Below are 19,789 nucleotides of genomic sequence, written 5' to 3' on the forward strand. Positions count from 1 at the left end.
GCGGCGGGAGAGATGCAACTGCTGGCGTGCGGATATTCTGCACGGGCAATTACTCGTGTACGCACGGCCTGGATGACCGCCCCACGGTAGCAAAAGAGACGGTGGCGCAGCGCAAGCATGACACCGCAATGCGCCCAACCTCCGTCACTCGTTGGGTAGGAACGACCGTGTACGCCCCTGCGCCATCGTGTAGGTTATGCGACGATGAAACAACCGAGGTTGGTTGTCCTCACGCATGTTCTCGTTGCCTCATGGGCCTACCGGCAGGCTGCAAGGCTTTTCTACCTACTAAGCGTGCACACCTGTTCGTATGAACGCACCGTCTCAACATCCACACGACTTTAGTGCTTCGACGCCTGATGAGCGCGTTCGCGTCTTTATCGTGGACGACCACCCCGCCATTCGCGAAGCACTCGCCTCCACCATCACTCGCACCCTTAACTTCCGCCTGATCGGAGAGGCCGGATCTGCGCAGACCGCGCTGGAGCTCCTGCGGCGACGCCCCCCCGACGTGGTCATCGTCGACCTCTCGCTGTCGGACGGCCACGGCTTTGACCTTATCGAGACGCTCCGCAACGAGATGCCCGACGTGCAAGCGCTCGTCTTTTCGATGTACGACGAGACGGTGTACGCCGAACGCGCCATCCGAGCCGGCGCCGCCGGATACGTGATGAAGAATGCCCCCACGCAGGATGTCATTCAGGCCATCGAGACGGTGATGCAGGGCGAGGTGTACCTGAGCCGCCGCATGTCGTCGCGCATCCTCAACAAGGTGATCCATCAAAAGGATTACACCTTAGGGGCCGCCACCGAGCGCCTGACCGACCGCGAAATGACCGTTTTCCAGATGTTGGGTGCCGGGCATAACGTCACCGACATCGCAGACCAGCTGGACTTGAGCCGCAAAACGATTGAGACCTATCGCCGACGGGCCAAGGAAAAACTGGGTTTCGATACCGTCTCCGAGCTGCTGCAGTATGCGGTGCAATGGACGTACGGCCGCGAGGCATCGTCTTCCTCAACCGAGACACATCCGTGAGCGGCCCATTGGCGCGCTCCGTGGTTCGCGGCGCGCGCCTGGCCACCGCCCGGCGCGCCGCCCGCGGACGGTGGACCGCAACGATAGGTCGGTATGCTACTTTTGGCGCATCCCGTCTCCAACTCTGGTAGGGCCTGCACGCACAGGACGGGTGAAAAGGCGCGGTGGGGATGCGCTGCAACCGCACCATGCCTCCTAGGGATGCGCCGTATGCTATGGATCAACTGCCGCACGCCTCCTCCTGAACGTTTTGTTGGTGCTTCTATGCCTTCATCGTCAACATCGCTTACCGCCTCTCATCCGGATGTGGCCGCCTGGCTGACCGGGGGCGATGGCCAATCGGGACTTCCAGCCATGGGATTCGTCCACGATTGGCTGCCTGTGTACGCAGGGGCTGAGCGGGTACTGGAGCAGATGCTTGTGTCGTTCCCATCGGCCGAGCTGTACAGCCTCATCGACTTTCTCCCCCCCGATCAGCGCGACTTCCTGCAAGGGAAGTCGGTACACACCTCGTTCGTTCAACACCTTCCCTTTGCTCGCTCAAAATACCGCTACTACCTTCCGCTGGCCCCGCTGGCCATTGAGCAGTTCGATCTGCGCGCGCACGACGTCATTGTGTCCTCCAGCTATGCAGTCGCCAAAGGCATCCTCACGCAGTCCGATCAGCTGCATATCAGCTATGTGCATAGCCCCATGCGCTACGCCTGGGACCTGCACCACGATTACCTGAAGCAAAACAACCTGACGAGCGGACTACGGGGCTGGGTGGCGCGTGCGCTGCTTCACTACATGCGCCTCTTCGATGCCTGTAGCGCCCCGCGGGTGGATCTTTTTGTGGCGAACTCGCAACACGTAGCACGGCGCATCTGGAAAACGTACCGGCGCCGGGCCCCCGTGCTGTATCCGCCGGTGGATGTGGATGCTTTCTCGCTGCAAACCGACAAGGATGAGTACTACCTCACCCTCTCGCGGCTCGTCCCCTACAAGCGCATCGACCTCATCGTGGAGGCATTTGCCGCGATGCCCGAGAAAGAGCTGATCGTCATCGGCGACGGCCCCGAGGCCCAGCAACTGCGCCAGCTGGCAGGGCCCAATGTATCGTTCTTGGGCTACCAGCCCAACGAAGCCGTGCAGTACTACATGCAGCACGCCCGCGCGTTTGTGTTTGCCGCCGAAGAAGACTTTGGCATCGTGCCGGTGGAGGCTCAAGCCTGCGGCACCCCCGTCATTGCCTACGGACGCGGCGGCGCCCGCGAAACGGTTGTGCCCGGCGAAACCGGCGTGTGGTTCGATCGCCAGACGACCGAAGCCCTGTGCGAGGCCGTCCGCACGTTCGAGAAGCGCCGCGCGTCGTTTGTCCCCGAGCGCATTCGTGCGCACGCCGAGCAGTTCTCCGTTCCTCGCTTTCGGCAGGCGTTCCATCAACTGGTGAGCGACACGCATGCCGCGTTTAACGACGACCCCTTCACGCTTGAGGATCACCTAACGTAGCGCCGCTCTCCCCTTACGTTTTGTTCTCATGATGCCCTCCGTATCTGTATCACCTACAGCGCCCTTTGCCCCGAAGGGTCTTACCAACCGCAGCCACCCGGTACCGGTGTTGGCAGAAACCGCCCATCGCTCCGCCGCCTCAAGGGCCACGGTGCAGGTGCCGTGGGCGCCGCGCTACCTCGTAGCCGCGCTCATGGCAACCGCCGATCTGTTGGTGCTGAGCATGCTCGCCCTGGGCGTGCGGGCGGCCTTCCAGGTTCCCGGACCATCGCTGGTGGTGGCCACGGTGGCCCTGCTCGTGTTGATCGGCCTGAATGGCCTCTACCAGCAAGCGGCCCAGCACCCGGTGCACGTCATGCAACGCATGGCCATGCTCACCCTCGTGCTCTCGGTGGTTGCTGCCCTCTCCGTAGGACTCGCCACCGGGTCTACCGAACAGGCCCTGGAGCTGATGGTCTGGGGCCTGATGGCAACCCTCGTGCTTCCATTCACGCACGGCCTGGTGCGCATCCTGTTGGCCCAACAGTCGTGGTGGGGCATTCCGGCGGTCATCATCAACCGGAGCCAGTCGGCGCCCGCGGTGCTCGACACGCTGCGCCGGTGGCCCGAGCTGGGCATTCGGCCGGTAGCGCTGGTGGGCGACGCCCTGCCCGACGACGCGTCGGCGGCCGCCTCGGTGCCCTATGGCGGTGCCGAGGCCGAGGCGCTGCACCTGGCCACCACCCACAAGATTCCGTACGTGGTGGTGGCGCTGCCCCACGTGCAGGCCGTCGACCGGGCCCGCCTCATCGAACGCTACAGCCGCTTCTTTGACAAGGTCTTTATCGTACCCGTGGCCGGCGAAGGGCCCGCGCTTTGGACGACCGGCGCAACGGCCGATGGGCTGATGGGCGTTGGCATCCGGCGCTACGCGCTGCGCCCCCTCGCGCGCGCCGCGAAGCGAACCGTTGACGTGGTAGGGAGCGCCATTCTGCTGGTCCTGCTTGCGCCAATTGTTGCATTGGTGGCGCTCCTAATCAAGCGCGACGATCCGGGGCCCGTGTTTTATCGTCAGCATCGCATGGGACGCGACGGTCGGTGCTTCTCCGTGCTCAAGTTTCGCACCATGTACACCAACGCCGATGCCATGCTGCGCGAGGTCTTGCTCCGCGACGATGCCCTGCGCGCGGAGTACCAACGGTTCCATAAGCTCCAAAACGACCCCCGCGTAACGCCCATTGGCCGCGTGCTGCGGCGCTACAGCCTCGACGAGCTGCCGCAGCTTTGGAACGTATTGCGCGGCGACATGAGCCTCGTGGGCCCGCGCGCCTACATGCCTGGCGAGTTGCACGAGATGCAAGGCCTCGCGCGCTGCGTCTTGCAAACGCCGCCCGGCATCACCGGCCTCTGGCAGGTGTCCGGCCGCAATCACCTGAGCTTTGAAGCCCGCGTGCACCTCGACGTGCACTACATTCAGCACTGGTCGCCCTGGCTCGACCTATACCTGCTGGCCCGCACCGCGCCGGTTGTGCTGCGTGGCGACGGCGCCTGCTAGGCTGCTACGCCCCTTTGCGCCCCACTCACGAACCCCTTCGGTTCACCCCGTATCGCAATGAAAAAAACAAACGAAACAGCCCTCGATCTGCCCCGGAAAAAGGCCGCGGCCTCCTACGGCACGTCGCGTCCGCACGCCAACACGGCGGCGCCCGACACCGACGAAGCCGCCCTTGACCTGGGCGCCATTTGGAGCACCCTAAAGCGCGGCAAGTGGATCATCCTGGCCACCTGCGTGCTGGTAGCCGCCGCCTTTGGCGGTTACACGCTTACGCTGCCGCCGGTGTACGAATCGAGCGCCATCGTGTCGGTCGATCCCTCGCCCACGCAGCAGCGCGTCATCAACTTTGGCGCGGCCCCCGACCTGGCCAACGAGGTCGGCATCCTGGAGAACTCCGGCCAGCTGTCCCATCGCGTGATTCGCCGGCTCTACGCCATCGACGACACCAGCGCGGCGGCCTTCCCGCTGTTTCGTCCGGAAGACGGCGTGCCGGTTGATACGCTCGTGGCCATCGAACGCATGCGCGAGGTCGTGGACTTCAATGCGAACGATGAGCAGATGATGATCAAGATTACGGCCACGAGCGAGCTGCCCGCCGAGGCTGCGGCCATTGCGAACGTGTTTGCCCATGAGTACCGGCAGTTTAGCCGCGAGATGGCCCGTGTGGGCGTCGTGGCAGCCCGGAAGTTTCTTGAGGATCAGTTGGCCAAGCGGCGCGAGGATATCCGCCAGCTGGAAGACGAGTGGGCCACGTTTGCGCGCTCCAACCAGCTCGTCACGCAGGGCCCCGACGGCCAGCGCGTGGCGCAGGAGTACGTGGACCTGACGACGCAGCGCCAGGAGCTGGTCTTTCAGCTGGAGCAGGAGCAGCGCAAGCTGACGGTGATGCAAGAACAGTTGGCGCAGCTGCAGCCCAACCTGCGGGCGAGCGTGCGCGACGAGCAAGAAGCCGCCAGCCTGCGCACCCAAATTCAGGCGCTGGAGCAACAAATTGCTTCGCTTAAGGCGCAGGCCGAACCGTACTACATCAACGACCCGACGCTGCGCGGAAACGAGGGGCGCGTGCCTGAGCTCGCCGAGCTGGTACGGCGCGTTAAGGGCTTTGAGCAGCGCCGCGCCGCGCTTACCGACCGTCTGGTAGCCCACGCCGCCAACGCGCCCAACAGCGTGCAGGCGGGCGCGGCCATCGGGCAGGTAGGCCTGTTGCGCACACAGATTGAGGAGCAAGAGCTTACGATCGGACAACTGCGCGCCCAAATTCGCACGCTCGACGAGCGCATTGCCAACTTCCGCGGCCGCATTCAATCCATCCCGCAACAAACGGTACAGCGGGAGCAGCTGGAACGGCGCTTGGCTCAGGCCGAGCAGTTCTACAAAGACATTGCCATGGAGCTCCAGCGCACCATTATTGCCGAAGAGTCGGAGCTGGGCTACGTGCAGATGGTGCGGGCGGCGATTGTACCTACGCTGCCGGTGAGCCCCAACATGCAGCAAAACATCATCCTGGGCATTTTGCTGGGCCTGGTGCTGGGCATTGGCCTCGCGTTCGTACGGCAAGCCATGAACTGGCGCATCTACAACCCGGAAGACATCATGCAGCATGGCTTTAGCCTGGTGGGCGTCATCCCACGGATGGATCGCGAGATCAAGGAGTCCTTCAAGGGCAACGAGTCGGTGAAGGTGGACGGGCGCGACGTGAGTACGCGCTTGTTTCCGATCCTGAACCCATGGTCGCCCGTGACGGAGAACTACCGCCTCGTGCGCACCAACCTCAAGTTTACCAACGGCAGCAAGCAAGCGCCGCAGGTGCTTATGGTTACAAGCCCCGAGCCGTCGGATGGCAAGACCACCACAGCGGTGAACATTGCACTTACTATTGCCCTGAGTGGGCGTCGGGTGCTACTGATTGATGCCGACATGCGCCGGCCAAATGCTCACAAGCTGCTGGGCGTGTCCCGCTCGCCGGGGCTGGCCGAAATGCTGTCGGGCGCGGAAGACGTGGAGATCGTTCAGAAGACGTTCGTCGATGGCCTCTACTTTGTGCCGGCGGGTACGGTGAACCACCCGCCCACCGAGATGCTCGATTCGCCGCGGATGCGTCGCCTCTTGGCGATGGGCCGCGAGCGCTGCGACGTTGTGATCGTCGACACCCCGCCGATTCTTGCGGCCAGCGATCCGCTCATCATTGGCGACCTGTGCGATGCAACGCTCATGATTGCCTCGGCCGAAAAAACCGATCTGCGCGCCCTGCGCCAGGTCCGCGAGACGCTCGACGGCGTGGGCATCAAAATTGCCGGCGTCATCTTTAACCGCTACGATGCCGACAAAGGGGATGGCGCCTACCAGTACGGGTACAGCTATGATCAGAAGTATGCCTATGCGCCCGAGGAGGCGTAAGGCGGCCCCTCCGCTGCATGAACCGTAGTTCCTGCGCTGCATAGGGCGGCGCGCCCCAACCCCATTCCCTTCGATGATTCTACCACACCCATGATACGCACTGCTGCAACTTCTCTTGCCACGTTTGTCACCTGCTTCATGATTATGCTGCTTGCGGGCAGCGAGATGGCATACGCACAAACGATTCCCGATGCCAACACCAACCCGAACATTCAGACCTACGGCCGGCCGGGCTACCCAAAAATTACGATCTTCGTGTGGGGCACCCCCACCGGCGGCACGTGGTCTATTGAAGAGGGCACCGACCTCGTGGAGTTCCTAAGCGTGTCGGCCGGCGGCGCCAACATGACGGATCGCAGCCCCGACCGCCGCATCATCTACACCGTGAAGCTGTACCGCCGCGGCCAAACCCAGGGCGACCCGATTTTTTCGGCCCGCCTGGAAAACTTATTCGCACGGCGCATCGATTATCCGAGCCTGCAAAATGGAGACATCCTGGTGCTAGACGCCGAGGCCAAGCGCCGCCTCTCGTGGCGCGACATCTCGCAGGTTACCGGAACCATCGCGTCGCTCGTCTCCACCTATTTGCTTCTCGATCGCCTGTAACCACTCCGTCCATGCTGCTTCGGACGTCCGCGGACGCTGCCCACAAGGTAGCGTCCGTTGTGCGTTTATACGGGCGGTAGCGCGTAGACCCGCGCCGCCCATGGGCCGCCTCTGCCCCCCGGCGTGCGCCAAAAGTCCATGGGGGTTGCGTCGGAATGTGCACGTCTGCCGGATCGCCGCTTCCGATGTTGAACCCGCAATCCACAGTGGCTCTCCGCGACCCGATTTCGTCCCAATGCCTCCTGCTCCGCCGCGTCTCAGCATTGGCTTGCCGGTCTACAACGGCGCTCGGTACCTGCGCACGGCGCTCGATTCGATCGTGCGTCAGTCGTTCACGGACGTTGAGATTATCGTGGCCGACAATGCCTCGACCGATGCCACGCCCGAGATTGCGCAGGCGTATGCCGCGCGTGATGATCGCATTCGCTTTGTGCGCCACACGACCAATCGGGGGGCCGCGGGCAATTTTAACTACGTGCTGCAGGCGGCGCGGGCCCCGCTTTTTCGCTGGGCGTGCGACGACGACGTGCTCGCCCCCGATTGCCTCCAAGCGTGCCTCGACGCGCTGCGCGCGCACCCCCAGGCGGTGCTGGCCTATCCGGCCACCCAAATGATTGACGCCGACGGCGAGCAGCTCCCCAACACCGGCTTCTCCATCCGCTCGCTGCACTTGCCCATGGCCGACCCGGTCGAGCGCTTCCGGCACTACCTGTGGCGGTACCTGCACGGCGGGCTGTGCACCCAGCAGTTTGGCATTGTACGCACCGACGTGCTGCGGCGCGTGGGCGGGTTGGGCGGCTACCCGGCGGCCGACATCGTCATGCTCGGGGCCCTCTTGCTGCACGGACCGATCGTTGAGGCCCCCGGGGCGCTGATGTATCGCCGCGACCACCCCAACAACTCCTCGCACGGCTACGCCACAGCCGCTGCCCGCGCGGCCTGGTTCGATCCGGCCAATACCGACCGCCTCGTGTTGCCCGCCTGGCGGTTTGTGCAGGCCTACCGAGACGCCATCGCCGACGCCCCGCTTACCACAGCGCAGCGCCTGATCTGCCAAAAACACGTCGTGACTGTCTACATGCGGTATCACCGGCGCAACCTGTTCCGCGAATGCTGCACAGCGACGCGTCATGCCATCCGTTCATACCTCGCACCTCGCCCTCCGGTGCACTCTGTACCCTCCTAAATGCCCCTTCATCCAACCCCTTCTGTCCCATGAAAGCGGTTATCCTTGCCGGCGGATACGGCACGCGCCTGTCCGAAGAAACCTCGGTACGCCCCAAGCCCATGGTGGATATTGGGCGCCAGCCGATCCTCTGGCACATCATGAAGATCTACCTTGCCCACGGCGTCGACGAGTTTATCGTGTGCTGCGGCTATAAGGGCGAGGTCATCAAGCAGTACTTTGCCGACTACCGCCAGCAGCGGTCCGACATCACGTTCGACTTTCGCACCGGCACCGAGACGATCCACCGCAACCATTGCGAGCCGTGGCAGGTGACCCTCGTAGACACCGGACAGGACACCATGACCGGCGGCCGCTTAAAGCGCGTGCGGTCTTTTGTGGGCGACGAGACGTTTTGCCTAACCTACGGCGACGGGGTCACCGATCTCAACGTGCGCGCCAGCATCGACTTTCACCGCTCGCACGGCAAGCACGCCACCCTCACCGCTATTCAGCCGCCCGGCCGCTTTGGCGTGTTCAACCTGCCCGACGACGATTCCACCATCACCCACTTCCGCGAAAAACCACAGGGCGATGGTGCCTGGATCAACGGCGGCTTCTTCGTCCTGGAGCCCGACGTGTTCGACTACATCGCGGGCGACGCCACGGTGTGGGAGCAGGAGCCGCTCATGCAGCTCGCCCACGATGCGCAACTAGCCGCCTTCCGTCACGAGGGCTTCTGGCAACCCATGGATACGCTGCGCGACAAGAACTATCTCGAATCACTCTGGGAATCAGACAGCCCGCCGTGGAAGATCTGGTAACCGCCCCCTGCCCCCCCGTCAACCCAAGCACTATGCCTCCCTTCGCTCCTTCCGTGCCCACCGCCACCCGCACCGGTCCCCCGGTGCGCACGCTCGACCTCGACTACATGGCCGACGCGCTGGATGATACCTTCCGCGCCATGGCCGGCACGCGCCTCCTCATTACCGGCGGGGCGGGCTTCCTGGGCTACTACCTGGTGCAGTCGGTCCTCCATTGGAACGCCACCCGCGGCGCCGATGCCCCCGTTGCGGTTGTGGCCGTCGACAACTTCATGCGCGGCCGCCCGCGCTGGCTCGACCGCTGCGCCGCCACCTACGACACGCTCACCGTAGGCACGCACGACATCACCGCGCCGCTGCCCGACACGTGGGGCGCGTTCGACTTCATCGTGCATGCCGCCTCTATCGCCTCGCCCACGTTCTACCGCAAGCACCCGCTGGCCACGATGGATGCCAACGTGCAGGGCCTGCGCCACCTGCTCGACTATGCCGTGGCGCGCGACCACGCCGGCCACCCGCTGCACGGACTCCTCTTTTTCTCAAGCAGCGAAATCTACGGCGACCCGGAGCCCGCGGCCATCCCCACACCCGAGACCTATCCCGGACGCGTATCGTGCACCGGCCCCCGCGCCTGCTACGACGAGTCGAAGCGCTATGGCGAAACGCTGTGCGTCAACTACGCAGCCGCGCACGGCGTGCCGGTGAAAACCGCGCGCCCCTTCAACAACTTCGGCCCCGGCCTCTCGCTGCACGACCGCCGCGTACCGCCTGACTTTGCGCGCGACGTGCTGGCCAATCGCGACATCGTGATGCTCTCCGACGGATCGCCCACCCGCACCTTCTGCTACGTGGCCGACGCCATCATCGGCTACTACAAGATTCTGGTGCACGGCACGCCCGGCGCCGCCTACAACATTGGCACCGATGCGCCCGAGGTGTCCATCGCCGACCTTGGCGCGCGCTTCGTGACGCTCGGCCGTGAGCTGTTCGACTACACCGGCCAGGTGGTCCGCGAAACCGCCGACGACCCGCAGTACCTCACCGACAACCCGAACCGGCGCTGCCCCGACATCACCAAGGCGCGCACGACGCTCAACTACGAGCCGCGCATCTCGCTCGACGAGGGCCTGAAGCGCTCGCTCTTATGGTACGCCACCACCTTCACCGAAGACTTTTGACCCCCATGCATATCTCCATTGTTGGCACCGGATACGTTGGCCTCGTCAGCGGCGTGTGCCTTGCGGAAAAAGGCCACACGGTAACGTGCGTCGACATCGACGCCGCCAAAGTGCAGCAGATCAACCAGGGCGACCCGCCCATCTACGAAGCGGGGCTTGCCGAACTGCTCGCGCGCACCGTGGGCACGCGGCTTTTTGCCACCACCGATCTTCCCGCTGCGGTGCACGCCTCCGACCTCACGCTTATTGCCGTAGGCACGCCGTTTGACGGCACCACCATCGACCTCTCGTACATCAAACAGGCCGCCCGCGACGTGGGCGCGGCGCTGCGCACCAAAGACGCGTACCACGCTGTCATCGTAAAAAGTACCGTGGTGCCCGGCACCACGAGCGACGTTGTGCGCCCGCTGCTCGAAGAAGCCGCTGGAAAACGCGCGGGCCGCGATTTTGGCGTGGGCATGAACCCGGAGTTCCTGCGCGAGGGCACGGCCATCGAGGACTTTATGGCCCCCGATCGCATCGTGATGGGGGGCATGGACGAACGCACGCTCGACCGGCTGGACGCGCTCTACGCCGTCTTCCCGGATACCGATAAGCTGCGCACAACGCCGCGTACCGCCGAGATGATTAAGTATGCTGCCAACGCCTTGCTGGCTACGCTCATCTCGTACAGCAATGAAATCGGAAACCTGTGCAGCGCGCTGGGCGACATCGACGCGCAAGACGTTATGCGCGGCGTGCACCTCGACAAGCGCATGAGCCCGCTCCTGCCCGACGGCTCGCGCATTACCCCCGGCTTTACAAGCTACCTGTCCGCGGGCTGCGGCTTTGGCGGCAGCTGTTTCCCGAAGGATGTGAAGGCGCTCGTCGCCCACGGCTCGTCGGCCCAGGTGCCTATGCCGTTGCTGCAATCGGTGCTCGACATCAACGCCGCGCAGCCGCAGCAGATGCTCCGCTTGTTGCGCGCGCACCTTCCCGACCTGCGCGGCCGCCGCGTGGCGGTGCTCGGCCTTGCCTTTAAGCCCGGCACCGACGACGTCCGCGAATCGCCCGCGCTGCCGGTGATCCGGTCGCTGCGCGCGGAAGGCGCCCACGTGATGGCATACGACCCGGTGGCCGCGCACGAGGCGCAGGCCGTGCTGGGCACCGAAGGCATCACGTATGCCCCCTCGCTTGCCGCGGCGCTTTCCGACGCTGAGGCTGTGCTGCTCATCACGCGCTGGCCCGCGTTTGCCGAGGTCCCCGCGCTGCTGGAGGGCCGCTCGCCCGCGCCGGTGGTGATTGACGGGCGGCGCATGCTGGCCAAAGATAGCGTGCCGCGCTACGCGGCCATCGGGTGGTCGTCCACATCAACGACCGGCGACGGCACGGCCACGGCGGCGCCATCGCTTTCACACACAGCAACGGCCCCGTCATGATCTTTACGCCCCTCGCCATCGCGGGCGCGTACCGCGTCGACCTTGCCACCCACGGCGACGACCGCGGCTTCTTTGCACGGATCTGGTGCGAAGACGAAGCCCGTGCCCACGGCTGCACGCCGCACATGGTGCAGGCCAACGCCAGCTACACCGCAGCGGCGGGCACCGTACGCGGCCTGCACTACCAGCGCGCGCCGCATGCCGAGGCGAAGCTCGTACGCTGCACGGCCGGCGCCCTCTACGACGTGATCGTCGACGTTCGCCCGGAGTCGCCGACGTACCTGCAGCACCTGGGGCTTGAGCTAACGGCAGCGAACCGCACGATGCTCTACCTGCCCGAAGGCTGTGCCCATGGCTACCAGACGCTAGCGCCCGACACCGAAGCGTTCTACTTCGTCTCGGCCCCGTACGCCCCCGCGGCCGAAGCCGGCCTGCGCTACGACGATCCGGCCCTCGCTATCGACTGGCCGCACGCGGTGACGAACGTCTCTGCCAAAGACCGCGCCTGGCCGCTGCTCCACGATGCAACCCCCTCTGCCCCATGACGGCTCCCGTTGCTTTGTTGCCCTGCGCGGGGCGCGCGCGCCGATTGGGGCGCTTGCCGTGTAGCAAGGAAGTATTGCCGATCCGCTATGCCGCAGCCCCCACGGTAACGGTTGTGATGGAGCCCTTGCTGCGGCAGCTTCACGCCGCGGGCGTTGGCGAGGCCCACGTGATTCTACGCCGCGGCAAGTGGGACATCCCGGCGTTCTTGGGCGACGGCGCGGCCTACAACCTGGCGCTGAGCTACCTGATCGCCGCCACCGATTTCGGCACGCCCTTCACGCTGGATGCTGCCTATCCGTTTGTACACAACCGCACGGTGGTGCTCGGCTTTCCCGACATCCTGATCGAACCGGAGGGCGTGATCCGACCACTACTCGACCGCTTTTCGAACACAGCCGCCGACGTCGTGCTGGGATGCTTTCCGGCGCCCGAGCCGTCGAAGGTCGACATGGTACAGGTGGAAGCGGGTCGCGTGACCGACCTTGTGATCAAACCACCGGCCACCGACCTGACCCACGCCTGGGTGCTGGCCGTCTGGGGCCCGCGCTTCACCCAGCACCTGCACGACACCGTCGCCGCGTGGCAGCGCCGGCCGGCCGATGCGCTCTATGCACACGAGCGCTACGTTGGCCACGTGCTGCAGGACGCACATGCCGCCGGCCTCCGCATTGACGCCGTTTCGTTTCCTGATGGACGCTTTCGGGACGTAGGTACGCCCGACGCCCTCGCCCACACCTTTCATTCCGTTACCGACCAGCCATGATTATCGTAGACACCGCCCTTAAGAAGCGCGCCGCGGCCAATAATCCAATTCGCGTTGCCCTCATCGGCGCCGGCTACATGGGCCGGGCCATAGTGCGCCACGTGCTGCACGAGGTGCCCGGCCTGGCGATCGTTGCCATCTTTAACCGCACGCTTCCGCGGGCTCGGGAAGCGTATACCGCCGCCGGACTCGATGACAGCGCGGTTGTTACCGTGAACACCCCAGCCGAGGCCACCGCGGCCATCGAGCGGGGGCAATACGTCGTGAGCGACGTGCCCGAGGCCGTCGTGCAGGCCGGTCCCATCGACGCCGTGTTGGAAGCGACCGGCGCCGTCGCCTTTGGCCTCGACGTAACGCTCGACGCCATCCGCCACGGCAAGCACGTGGTGTTGCTCAACGCCGAGCTCGATGCCACCCTAGGACCGATCCTCAAGACCTACGCCGACGATGCGGGCGTCATCCTCACCAATGCCGACGGCGACCAGCCCGGCGTGGTCATGAACCTGATGCGCTTTGTCGAGATGACCGGCTACCGCCCTGTGCTCGCAGGCAACATCAAAGGACTCATCGACCCCTATCGGACGCCCAAAACGCAGCAGCGCTTTGCCGAGCAGCACAACCAGCGCCCGCATATGGTCACGTCGTTTGCCGACGGCACCAAGATTTCTGCAGAAATGGCCGTCGTGGCAAATGCCACCGGCTTTGGCGTGGGGCAACGCGGCATGTACGGTCCTACGTGCGCGCACGTGAACGACGCCGTCGGCCTGTTTCCAGAAGATCAGTTGCTGGACGGCGGTCTGGTGGATTACGTACTGGGCGCCGAGCCCGGTCCGGGCGTGTTTGTGATTGGGTACAACGAAGACCCCGTGCGCGCGCCGTACATGTCGTACCTCAAGATGGGTGACGGGCCGTTCCACGTGTTCTACACGCCGTACCACCTGCCCATGTGGGAGGCCCCGCTCTCGGTGGCCCGTGCGGTGGACTTCCATGACGCGGTTATCGCACCGCAGGGCGGCCCCGTTGCGCGCGTGCTCACGCTCGCCAAGCGCGACCTACGCGCCGGCGAGACGATCGACGGGCTGGGCGGCTTTATGACCTATGGCGTGCTGGAAACCGAAGCCGAGGCCGCTATGCACAACCTGCTACCCATCGGACTCGCCGAGGGCGCTACGCTCACCCGCGACGTGCCGCAGGATGAAGCGTTGACGTTCGATGCCATCGCGCGCCCCGCGGGGCGCCCCCTCGACCGGCTGTGGAATGAACAGGTCGAGCGATTTGGATCAACAGTCGACGCCTGATTGACGTCGGCCTCGCGGTACCATCGCCCCACAAAAACGTCGGCGAACATAAAAAAGAGGCTCACAAGCACACACTTGCGAGCCTCTTTGCTTTGGTATGCTATGCTGGAATCGTAACCAGCGTGTCAGTCTTGCGGATCGTCGACGATCTGCAGCTCAAAAGTCGACCAGTTCTCGGCCACCACAACCTCACTGGCATCAGCGCCCGTGAGCCTGAGTTCCACGACCTGCGTCGCGCCATCATTGACTCCGCTTTGTACGTTGATGGCCAGCGTGCCACTGCTGCTATCCGCCGGGATCGTAAGGCTATTTCCATTTGGCAACGAGTAGGCGCTTCCGCCCTCTGCCTGGAAGTTCACCGTGAGCGGCGCACTACGTTGCGGACCAACGAGCTCAACGGTCAGGCCAACAACGCCCGATCCTTCAAGCACGGCTGCCGAATACGCGCCGCCAACTTGTGCAAAAGCCACCTGAGGCGGTCCGTCGTAGGGTCCGCTAACTTCGTCAAAGCATCCCGTGAGCAGTAGCATGGAAGCAACCGCTACGGCAAGTACAAGTGTGTATCCTCGAGTTCTCATAACGTCAAAAGAGTTAAGACATACAAAATTGAGCAATCCATGGTACCGTGCTGCGTGACGCTCTCACGCCACGCAGCCTAGCACACCTGGCAACCGTTAGTATCCAGGATTTTGCACAAGCTCAGGATTGCTGTCGACCTGTGCCGACGGCAGCGGCGCCAAGATCCGGATATCAGAGTACGGAAGCGATCCGCCAAGCTGCGGCTTCGGAATGTCGCGCGCATAGCGCTTCAGGTCAAAGAAGCGATGGCCTTCGTACACCAGTTCGCGACGACGCTCCAGCAGGATGCTGTCAATGAGTGCCGCCTGGCCGATGCTCGTTCCGATGCTCCCGACTCCACGGTTTGTGCGGATAACATCGAGGTCACTGCGTGCCCCCGGCAACTTGCCCTGTTGGGCGCGCGCCTCGGCACGGGTCAGGTACATTTCCGATATCCGAATCACCGGGAGGCGATCGGTAAAGGGCGCAATCGTCCCCGTGTACTTCGCCAGGTACGTGGCACCATCGCTATCCGTTCTGAGCAACTCACGACGCACATCATTTGCGGCGTACGTGCTGATCAGGTCTTGGGTCGGAAGGACCTCGTACGTGAATACCCCAGGCGTTGTAAGCGCAGTCAACGCTTCATTGGAGTTGGTTACAGCTCCATCAAGCCCGGAGGTTAGTGTAAGCTCGAAGATAGACTCAGGATGCGTGCTGCTCGCCCAGTCTCCTGCAAACGAAGACGGCGTACTCACTGTGACGCCCGCCGCTTCAGCGAGGTCAATAGCACGCGTGGCCCACGTTTCTGCTTCCGCCCACAAGGGATCGTTAGCAGCCGTGGGATCAGCATGGTACAAGTATACGCGGGCAAGCAGTGCTGCTGCCGCCGCTGCCGTCGCACGATTAGGAAGCGGCGCAGCCGTCGGATTATCCAGGAGAAGGTCGTACGCAGTGCTCAGGTCACTCTCTATGAGGGCATAAACTTCTGACACTGGCGCCCGAGGCAGAAAGCTTGCATCTTCAACCGTTTGGGTTGGCTCCGTCCGAATGACGACGCCTGTTTGGGGCGTCCATCCCTGTGGTGCATCCGGTTGCTGAACGCCACGTCCTGGCTCATAGGCCTTGGTCCGCACGAGATCGAAATAACTCAGGGCGCGGAGGAAGCGCGCTTCCCCTTCGATGCGATCACGAGTCGCTTCCGCGTCGGTGCCGGTAATTTCCACATCTGGAATGGCCGCCAGGACATTGTTTGCTTCGTTTATCGACGCATAGGGGCCGCCGTAAGTAGTCAAGTGCGTAAACACTGTATTTGCAACTACCCCTGGGTAGCGGTTAGAGGTTGACCCCTGCTTAATTTGAATGTTGTCTGCCAATGCAGACGGGTACAGCAAAAAATGTTGCCCATACCGTGTTACGCCCTGCAAGCGATCGTAGACACTTGCAAGAATAGACTCAAGCCCTTGTACGGTCGAGAGCGCCTCTCCAGGAACGACGCGGTCTGTAGGCTGCGCCTCATCGAGCGCAATAGTATCGCATGCACTGAACAAGCCAATGGCCAGCGCGGCTATTAGTGTTAAACGTGTAAGCTGTCTAATCATAGTCAAAAGCTTCTAAGGAAGCGAGGATGTTTCTTGAACGTATCGAACAGAGACTTCTGGCACTGCATTTCTCCGTTGAGGAGAAATCAGGCGCAGCCGCATCATGCGCTACCGGGAAGCAAAATGCCTCCCGGTAGCTTCCCATGATACGAATCATTTAGAAGCCAATGTTGATGCCGCCGGTGATGGTCTTGGCCTGCGGATAGTCACCAAGGGCCGTACCCACGAGCTCCGGATCGGGGCCCGTAAAGTTCGTCCACGTTACCAAGTTTGCTCCTGCACCGTAGATCTCAACCGAACGGAGACCCGTACCTGCAAGTAGCGAGGACGGCAGGGAATATCCTAACCGGACACGCTTCAAGCGGATGTAGGAGGCGTTCTCGACAAATCGCGTGGTGAAGATTCCTTCAGTCGTTCCATCCGGAAACGTTGTTCCTCCAGCAAGCAGCGTTGTACCGTAAGGCTTCGGGACCTCGGTCACATCGCCGGGCTGACGCCAGCCATCCAGCACGCGATCTGCCTTGTTGAATGAGAAGTACCCAACGTCGGAGAAGAACGCATTATTGTTAAGCGTTGTGCGACCGTAGTCGTACTGGAAGAAAACGCTGAGTGAGATTCCCTTGAACGAGAAACTATTGGTCAAGCCACCCAAGAAATCAGGCTGCGTGTTGCCCACCAGCTTCTCGTCATCGACGTTCGTTCCAACGTAGGTCAGGTCGCCATCCGCATCGTAGTACATGGGCCGTCCGTTGGCCGGATTGGCTCCTGCGTACCGCACGTAGCGGGATTGCGCTACGGGTTCGCCAACCACGTAATAGAGGCCACCAGCAATCACCGTGTCATCACCGGGTAGAAGTTTGTTTACCTCGGTGCGCTGAAAGCTAATGTTGAAGGACGTATCCCACCGGAAGTCGGCATAGTCGATGTTCGTAGTGTTCACGAGCACATCAATGCCTTCGACCGTGATCTCTCCCACGTTGTCGATAATCGAGCCAAACCCGCTATCAACCGGCAGGTCACGATTTAGGAGCAGTTCCGTGCGGCGATCACGCCACACGTCCACAGCACCCGAGATGCGACCGCCAAAGAGGCCGTAGTCAAGCCCAATGTTGGTCGACCACTTCTCCTCCCACGACAGCTGGTTATTACCAATGCTGTTAGGGCGCAACCCAGGTGATCCGTTGTATTCTCCGGCACCCAGGAAGCTCTGACGCGAGATAAAGTTGTTGATGTCGCTGTTTCCAGTGACACCATAGCTCGCACGCAGCTTCAGGTTTGAGAGTGCCTCAATATCCTGAAGGAATCCCATGTTGGATACGCGCCAGTAGCCGGCCACCGTACCGAATGTACCATAGCGCTGGGATTCGCCAAAGCGTGAGTTGCCGTCGCGCCGTACCGTCGCCGAGATCTGATACGTGTTGTCGTAGGTGTACTCTACATTTCCAAACACGCTCAGCTGGCGATACTCCGTGCTGTACTGAAACACACCAGTTGGTTCCGCTGCTTGACTCAGCTTGCGAAACAGAAAGCTAGGAAACCCCTGGGCATTTCCACCAAGACCGGTTTCCAGCTCGCGCTTCACCTCGCCACCAAGAAGGACGGACACGTTGTGTACGTCTGCAAACAGCTTGTCGTACGCCACGGTCTGGCTAATGTTAAAGCTTGTCGTACGCGAGGCCCGCGCAAAACCGGACCCGCCAACGCCTGCATTCGCCGGAAGTCGTGGGTCATCGTAGTTTTCCTCTTGTACGTCCTCGTACTGTACACCAGCAAACGTACGCGATGCAATATCATCCGTCCACTGGTAATCAGCCGACACATTCGCAATAACCGTATTCACCACGGAGTTGCGCGTATTGAATTTCTCCTGCGCTACCGGGTTATAGCTAAAGGTGTTATTGGGCTCCAGATTGAACCCGCTTGCCGGGTTGCCCGGTTCGTTATACAACGAAGCGGTAGGCGGAATAAACTGCGCGGCCCAAAACGGACTATTGATGAATGCACCGTTTCCAATGGTTCCGCGGTAGTGTCCGTTCGTGAAGTTGAAGGTAGACTCCAACGTCAGCTTGTCATTCACATCGTGACTCAGGTTCGCACGCAAGCCGCCTTGCTTGAAAGCCGACTCGATAATTTGCCCTTCATCTCGACCAAAACGCCCAGAGATGTAGAACTGTGTATCCTCGTTGCCGCCACGCACTGAGAGGTTGTAGGACTGCTGAAGTCCGGTGCGAAATACCAGATCTTGCCAGTTCTCATTGACGCTACGTGGTCCTCGGAACGAATTTGCGATCCCGTATCCTGTAAAGTCTCCGTTGCTGTTGAAGCTGTCTTCGAGGTTACCAACGGGAATATTTCCGGCATTTGAGATTGCTAGCGCTCTGTACCGAAGATATTGCGGCGTATTCAGCACGTTAAATGTTTTCGTGCGATCCGCCGACCCGAGCTGCGCACTGAAGTTGACGCGTGTAGCGCCCTCACGACCACGCTTTGTGGTAATGAGCACCACGCCATTGGCCGCCTGGGCGCCGTAAATTGACGCAGCCGCGGCATCCTTCAGAACCTCAATCGACTGAATGTCACTTGGGGCGATGGACGTGAGCGGGTTGCCTGAGGCAAGCGACAAGTTGTCGTTGGCGCTTACTTGGACGCCATCCACAATGTAAAGCGGCGACGTGCCGGCATTCACCGATACCGCGCCACGAACATTCACCTGGATGCCTGCTCCCGGCTGCCCACTAGCAGCGGTAACACGTACACCAGCGGCCTTGCCTTGAATCGCAGCGTCGGGGCTCCGTACACTCACGCCTTCTAGCTCTTCGGAGCCGACAACGACCGACGCCCCGCTCTCTGAACGAGATGTGGTGGGCCGATAGCCCGATACCGTAACGGCATCAAGCGTTGCCGTCTTAATCGACAAGCGGAAGTTGACGTTGACGCGCTGGCCTTCACTTACCGTAATTTCTTTGGTTTGGGTGTTGTACCCAACAAATGAGGCCTGCAAGGTATAGGTGCCTGCCGGAACACTGGCAATGGTATACCGACCGTCAGCATCGGTTGCGGCACCCATGCTCAAACTTTGAATCTGGACCGTGGCGCCGGGAAGGGGTTCTCCCTCGGTGTCGCGCACGACCCCTCGAATCGTAGCATCTTGTGCCCACGCAAGTGCTGGTGTAAAGAGCAACACCAACAACCCGCAGAGGAGCTGTGTAGCAAATCTTCTCATGATGATTCCTCTAATGTAACCGAGAAACGACGAGTGGACTGCACGATGGGTAACGCCCAAGGGCCGCGTGCGCCGTAGGTGGGTCTACGACGGTTGAAAGAGCGGGGGAGTTCACAAACGGCAATCCGTGCGTTTTGCGAAATATTAC

15 protein-coding genes are annotated in these 19,789 nt (G+C 62.3%); 12 read left to right on the forward strand and 3 right to left on the reverse strand.

Annotated features, from left to right (window positions below; all coding sequences use genetic code 11):
- Positions 1-310: 310 nt before the first annotated feature.
- From SALLO_RS15825 to SALLO_RS0107005, 12 genes are all read left to right on the forward strand, one after another.
- The gene (locus tag SALLO_RS15825; protein ID WP_022835588.1) at positions 311-1,039 is read left to right on the forward strand and encodes a response regulator transcription factor; all 729 of its coding nucleotides are present in this window, start codon (positions 311-313) and stop codon (positions 1,037-1,039) included.
- 354 nt (positions 1,040-1,393) lie between these two features.
- Positions 1,394-2,530, forward strand: a complete 1,137-nt coding sequence (locus tag SALLO_RS15830) for a glycosyltransferase family 4 protein (RefSeq protein ID WP_051141423.1) — start codon at positions 1,394-1,396, stop codon at positions 2,528-2,530.
- A 28-nt stretch (positions 2,531-2,558) separates the two neighbouring features.
- On the forward strand, positions 2,559-4,064 hold the full coding sequence (wbaP, locus tag SALLO_RS0106960; RefSeq protein ID WP_084696200.1) for an undecaprenyl-phosphate galactose phosphotransferase WbaP: 1,506 nt from the start codon (positions 2,559-2,561) through the stop codon (positions 4,062-4,064).
- Positions 4,065-4,121: 57 nt separating this feature from the next.
- A complete protein-coding gene (locus SALLO_RS15835; protein ID WP_022835591.1) occupies positions 4,122-6,461 on the forward strand; it encodes a polysaccharide biosynthesis tyrosine autokinase in 2,340 nt (779 codons plus the stop codon).
- Between the two features lie 138 nt (positions 6,462-6,599).
- On the forward strand, positions 6,600-7,067 hold the full coding sequence (locus SALLO_RS0106970) for a hypothetical protein (protein WP_022835592.1): 468 nt from the start codon (positions 6,600-6,602) through the stop codon (positions 7,065-7,067).
- 235 nt (positions 7,068-7,302) lie between these two features.
- Complete coding sequence (locus SALLO_RS15840; RefSeq protein WP_022835593.1) at positions 7,303-8,253, forward strand: glycosyltransferase family 2 protein; 951 nt, start codon at positions 7,303-7,305, stop codon at positions 8,251-8,253.
- A 29-nt stretch (positions 8,254-8,282) separates the two neighbouring features.
- Positions 8,283-9,056 (forward strand): glucose-1-phosphate cytidylyltransferase, encoded by a 774-nt coding sequence (gene rfbF, locus SALLO_RS0106980; protein WP_022835594.1) that lies wholly within the window; start codon positions 8,283-8,285, stop codon positions 9,054-9,056.
- Between the two features lie 32 nt (positions 9,057-9,088).
- Entirely contained in the window at positions 9,089-10,234 is a 1,146-nt protein-coding gene (locus SALLO_RS0106985) for an NAD-dependent epimerase/dehydratase family protein (RefSeq protein ID WP_084696202.1), read from the forward strand.
- Between the two features lie 5 nt (positions 10,235-10,239).
- Positions 10,240-11,652, forward strand: a complete 1,413-nt coding sequence (locus SALLO_RS15845) for a UDP-glucose dehydrogenase family protein (RefSeq protein WP_022835596.1) — start codon at positions 10,240-10,242, stop codon at positions 11,650-11,652.
- The gene (locus SALLO_RS0106995; RefSeq protein WP_022835597.1) at positions 11,649-12,197 is read left to right on the forward strand and encodes a dTDP-4-dehydrorhamnose 3,5-epimerase family protein; all 549 of its coding nucleotides are present in this window, start codon (positions 11,649-11,651) and stop codon (positions 12,195-12,197) included. Before SALLO_RS15845 ends, SALLO_RS0106995 begins: the two co-directional genes overlap by 4 nt.
- Positions 12,194-12,961, forward strand: a complete 768-nt coding sequence (locus SALLO_RS0107000) for a glycosyltransferase family protein (protein ID WP_022835598.1) — start codon at positions 12,194-12,196, stop codon at positions 12,959-12,961. The genes SALLO_RS0106995 and SALLO_RS0107000 overlap by 4 nt, the downstream gene beginning before the upstream one ends.
- Positions 12,958-14,259 (forward strand): NAD(P)H-dependent oxidoreductase, encoded by a 1,302-nt coding sequence (locus SALLO_RS0107005; protein ID WP_022835599.1) that lies wholly within the window; start codon positions 12,958-12,960, stop codon positions 14,257-14,259. The genes SALLO_RS0107000 and SALLO_RS0107005 overlap by 4 nt, the downstream gene beginning before the upstream one ends.
- Positions 14,260-14,384: 125 nt before the next feature.
- On the opposite strand, the gene SALLO_RS0107010 is transcribed toward SALLO_RS0107005, so the two are convergent.
- The 3 genes from SALLO_RS0107010 to SALLO_RS0107020 form a co-directional block, all read right to left on the reverse strand.
- Positions 14,385-14,789 carry a hypothetical protein gene (locus SALLO_RS0107010; RefSeq protein ID WP_022835600.1) on the reverse strand — a complete coding sequence of 135 codons (405 nt, stop codon included), beginning with the start codon at positions 14,787-14,789 and terminating at the stop codon, positions 14,385-14,387.
- Between the two features lie 144 nt (positions 14,790-14,933).
- Complete coding sequence (locus SALLO_RS18140; protein WP_022835601.1) at positions 14,934-16,418, reverse strand: RagB/SusD family nutrient uptake outer membrane protein; 1,485 nt, start codon at positions 16,416-16,418, stop codon at positions 14,934-14,936.
- 157 nt (positions 16,419-16,575) lie between these two features.
- Complete coding sequence (locus SALLO_RS0107020; protein ID WP_022835602.1) at positions 16,576-19,641, reverse strand: SusC/RagA family TonB-linked outer membrane protein; 3,066 nt, start codon at positions 19,639-19,641, stop codon at positions 16,576-16,578.
- Positions 19,642-19,789 lie beyond the last annotated feature (148 nt).

The sequence above is a fragment of the Salisaeta longa DSM 21114 genome, assembly GCF_000419585.1.
Taxonomy (GTDB): Bacteria; Bacteroidota; Rhodothermia; order Rhodothermales; family Salinibacteraceae; genus Salisaeta; species Salisaeta longa.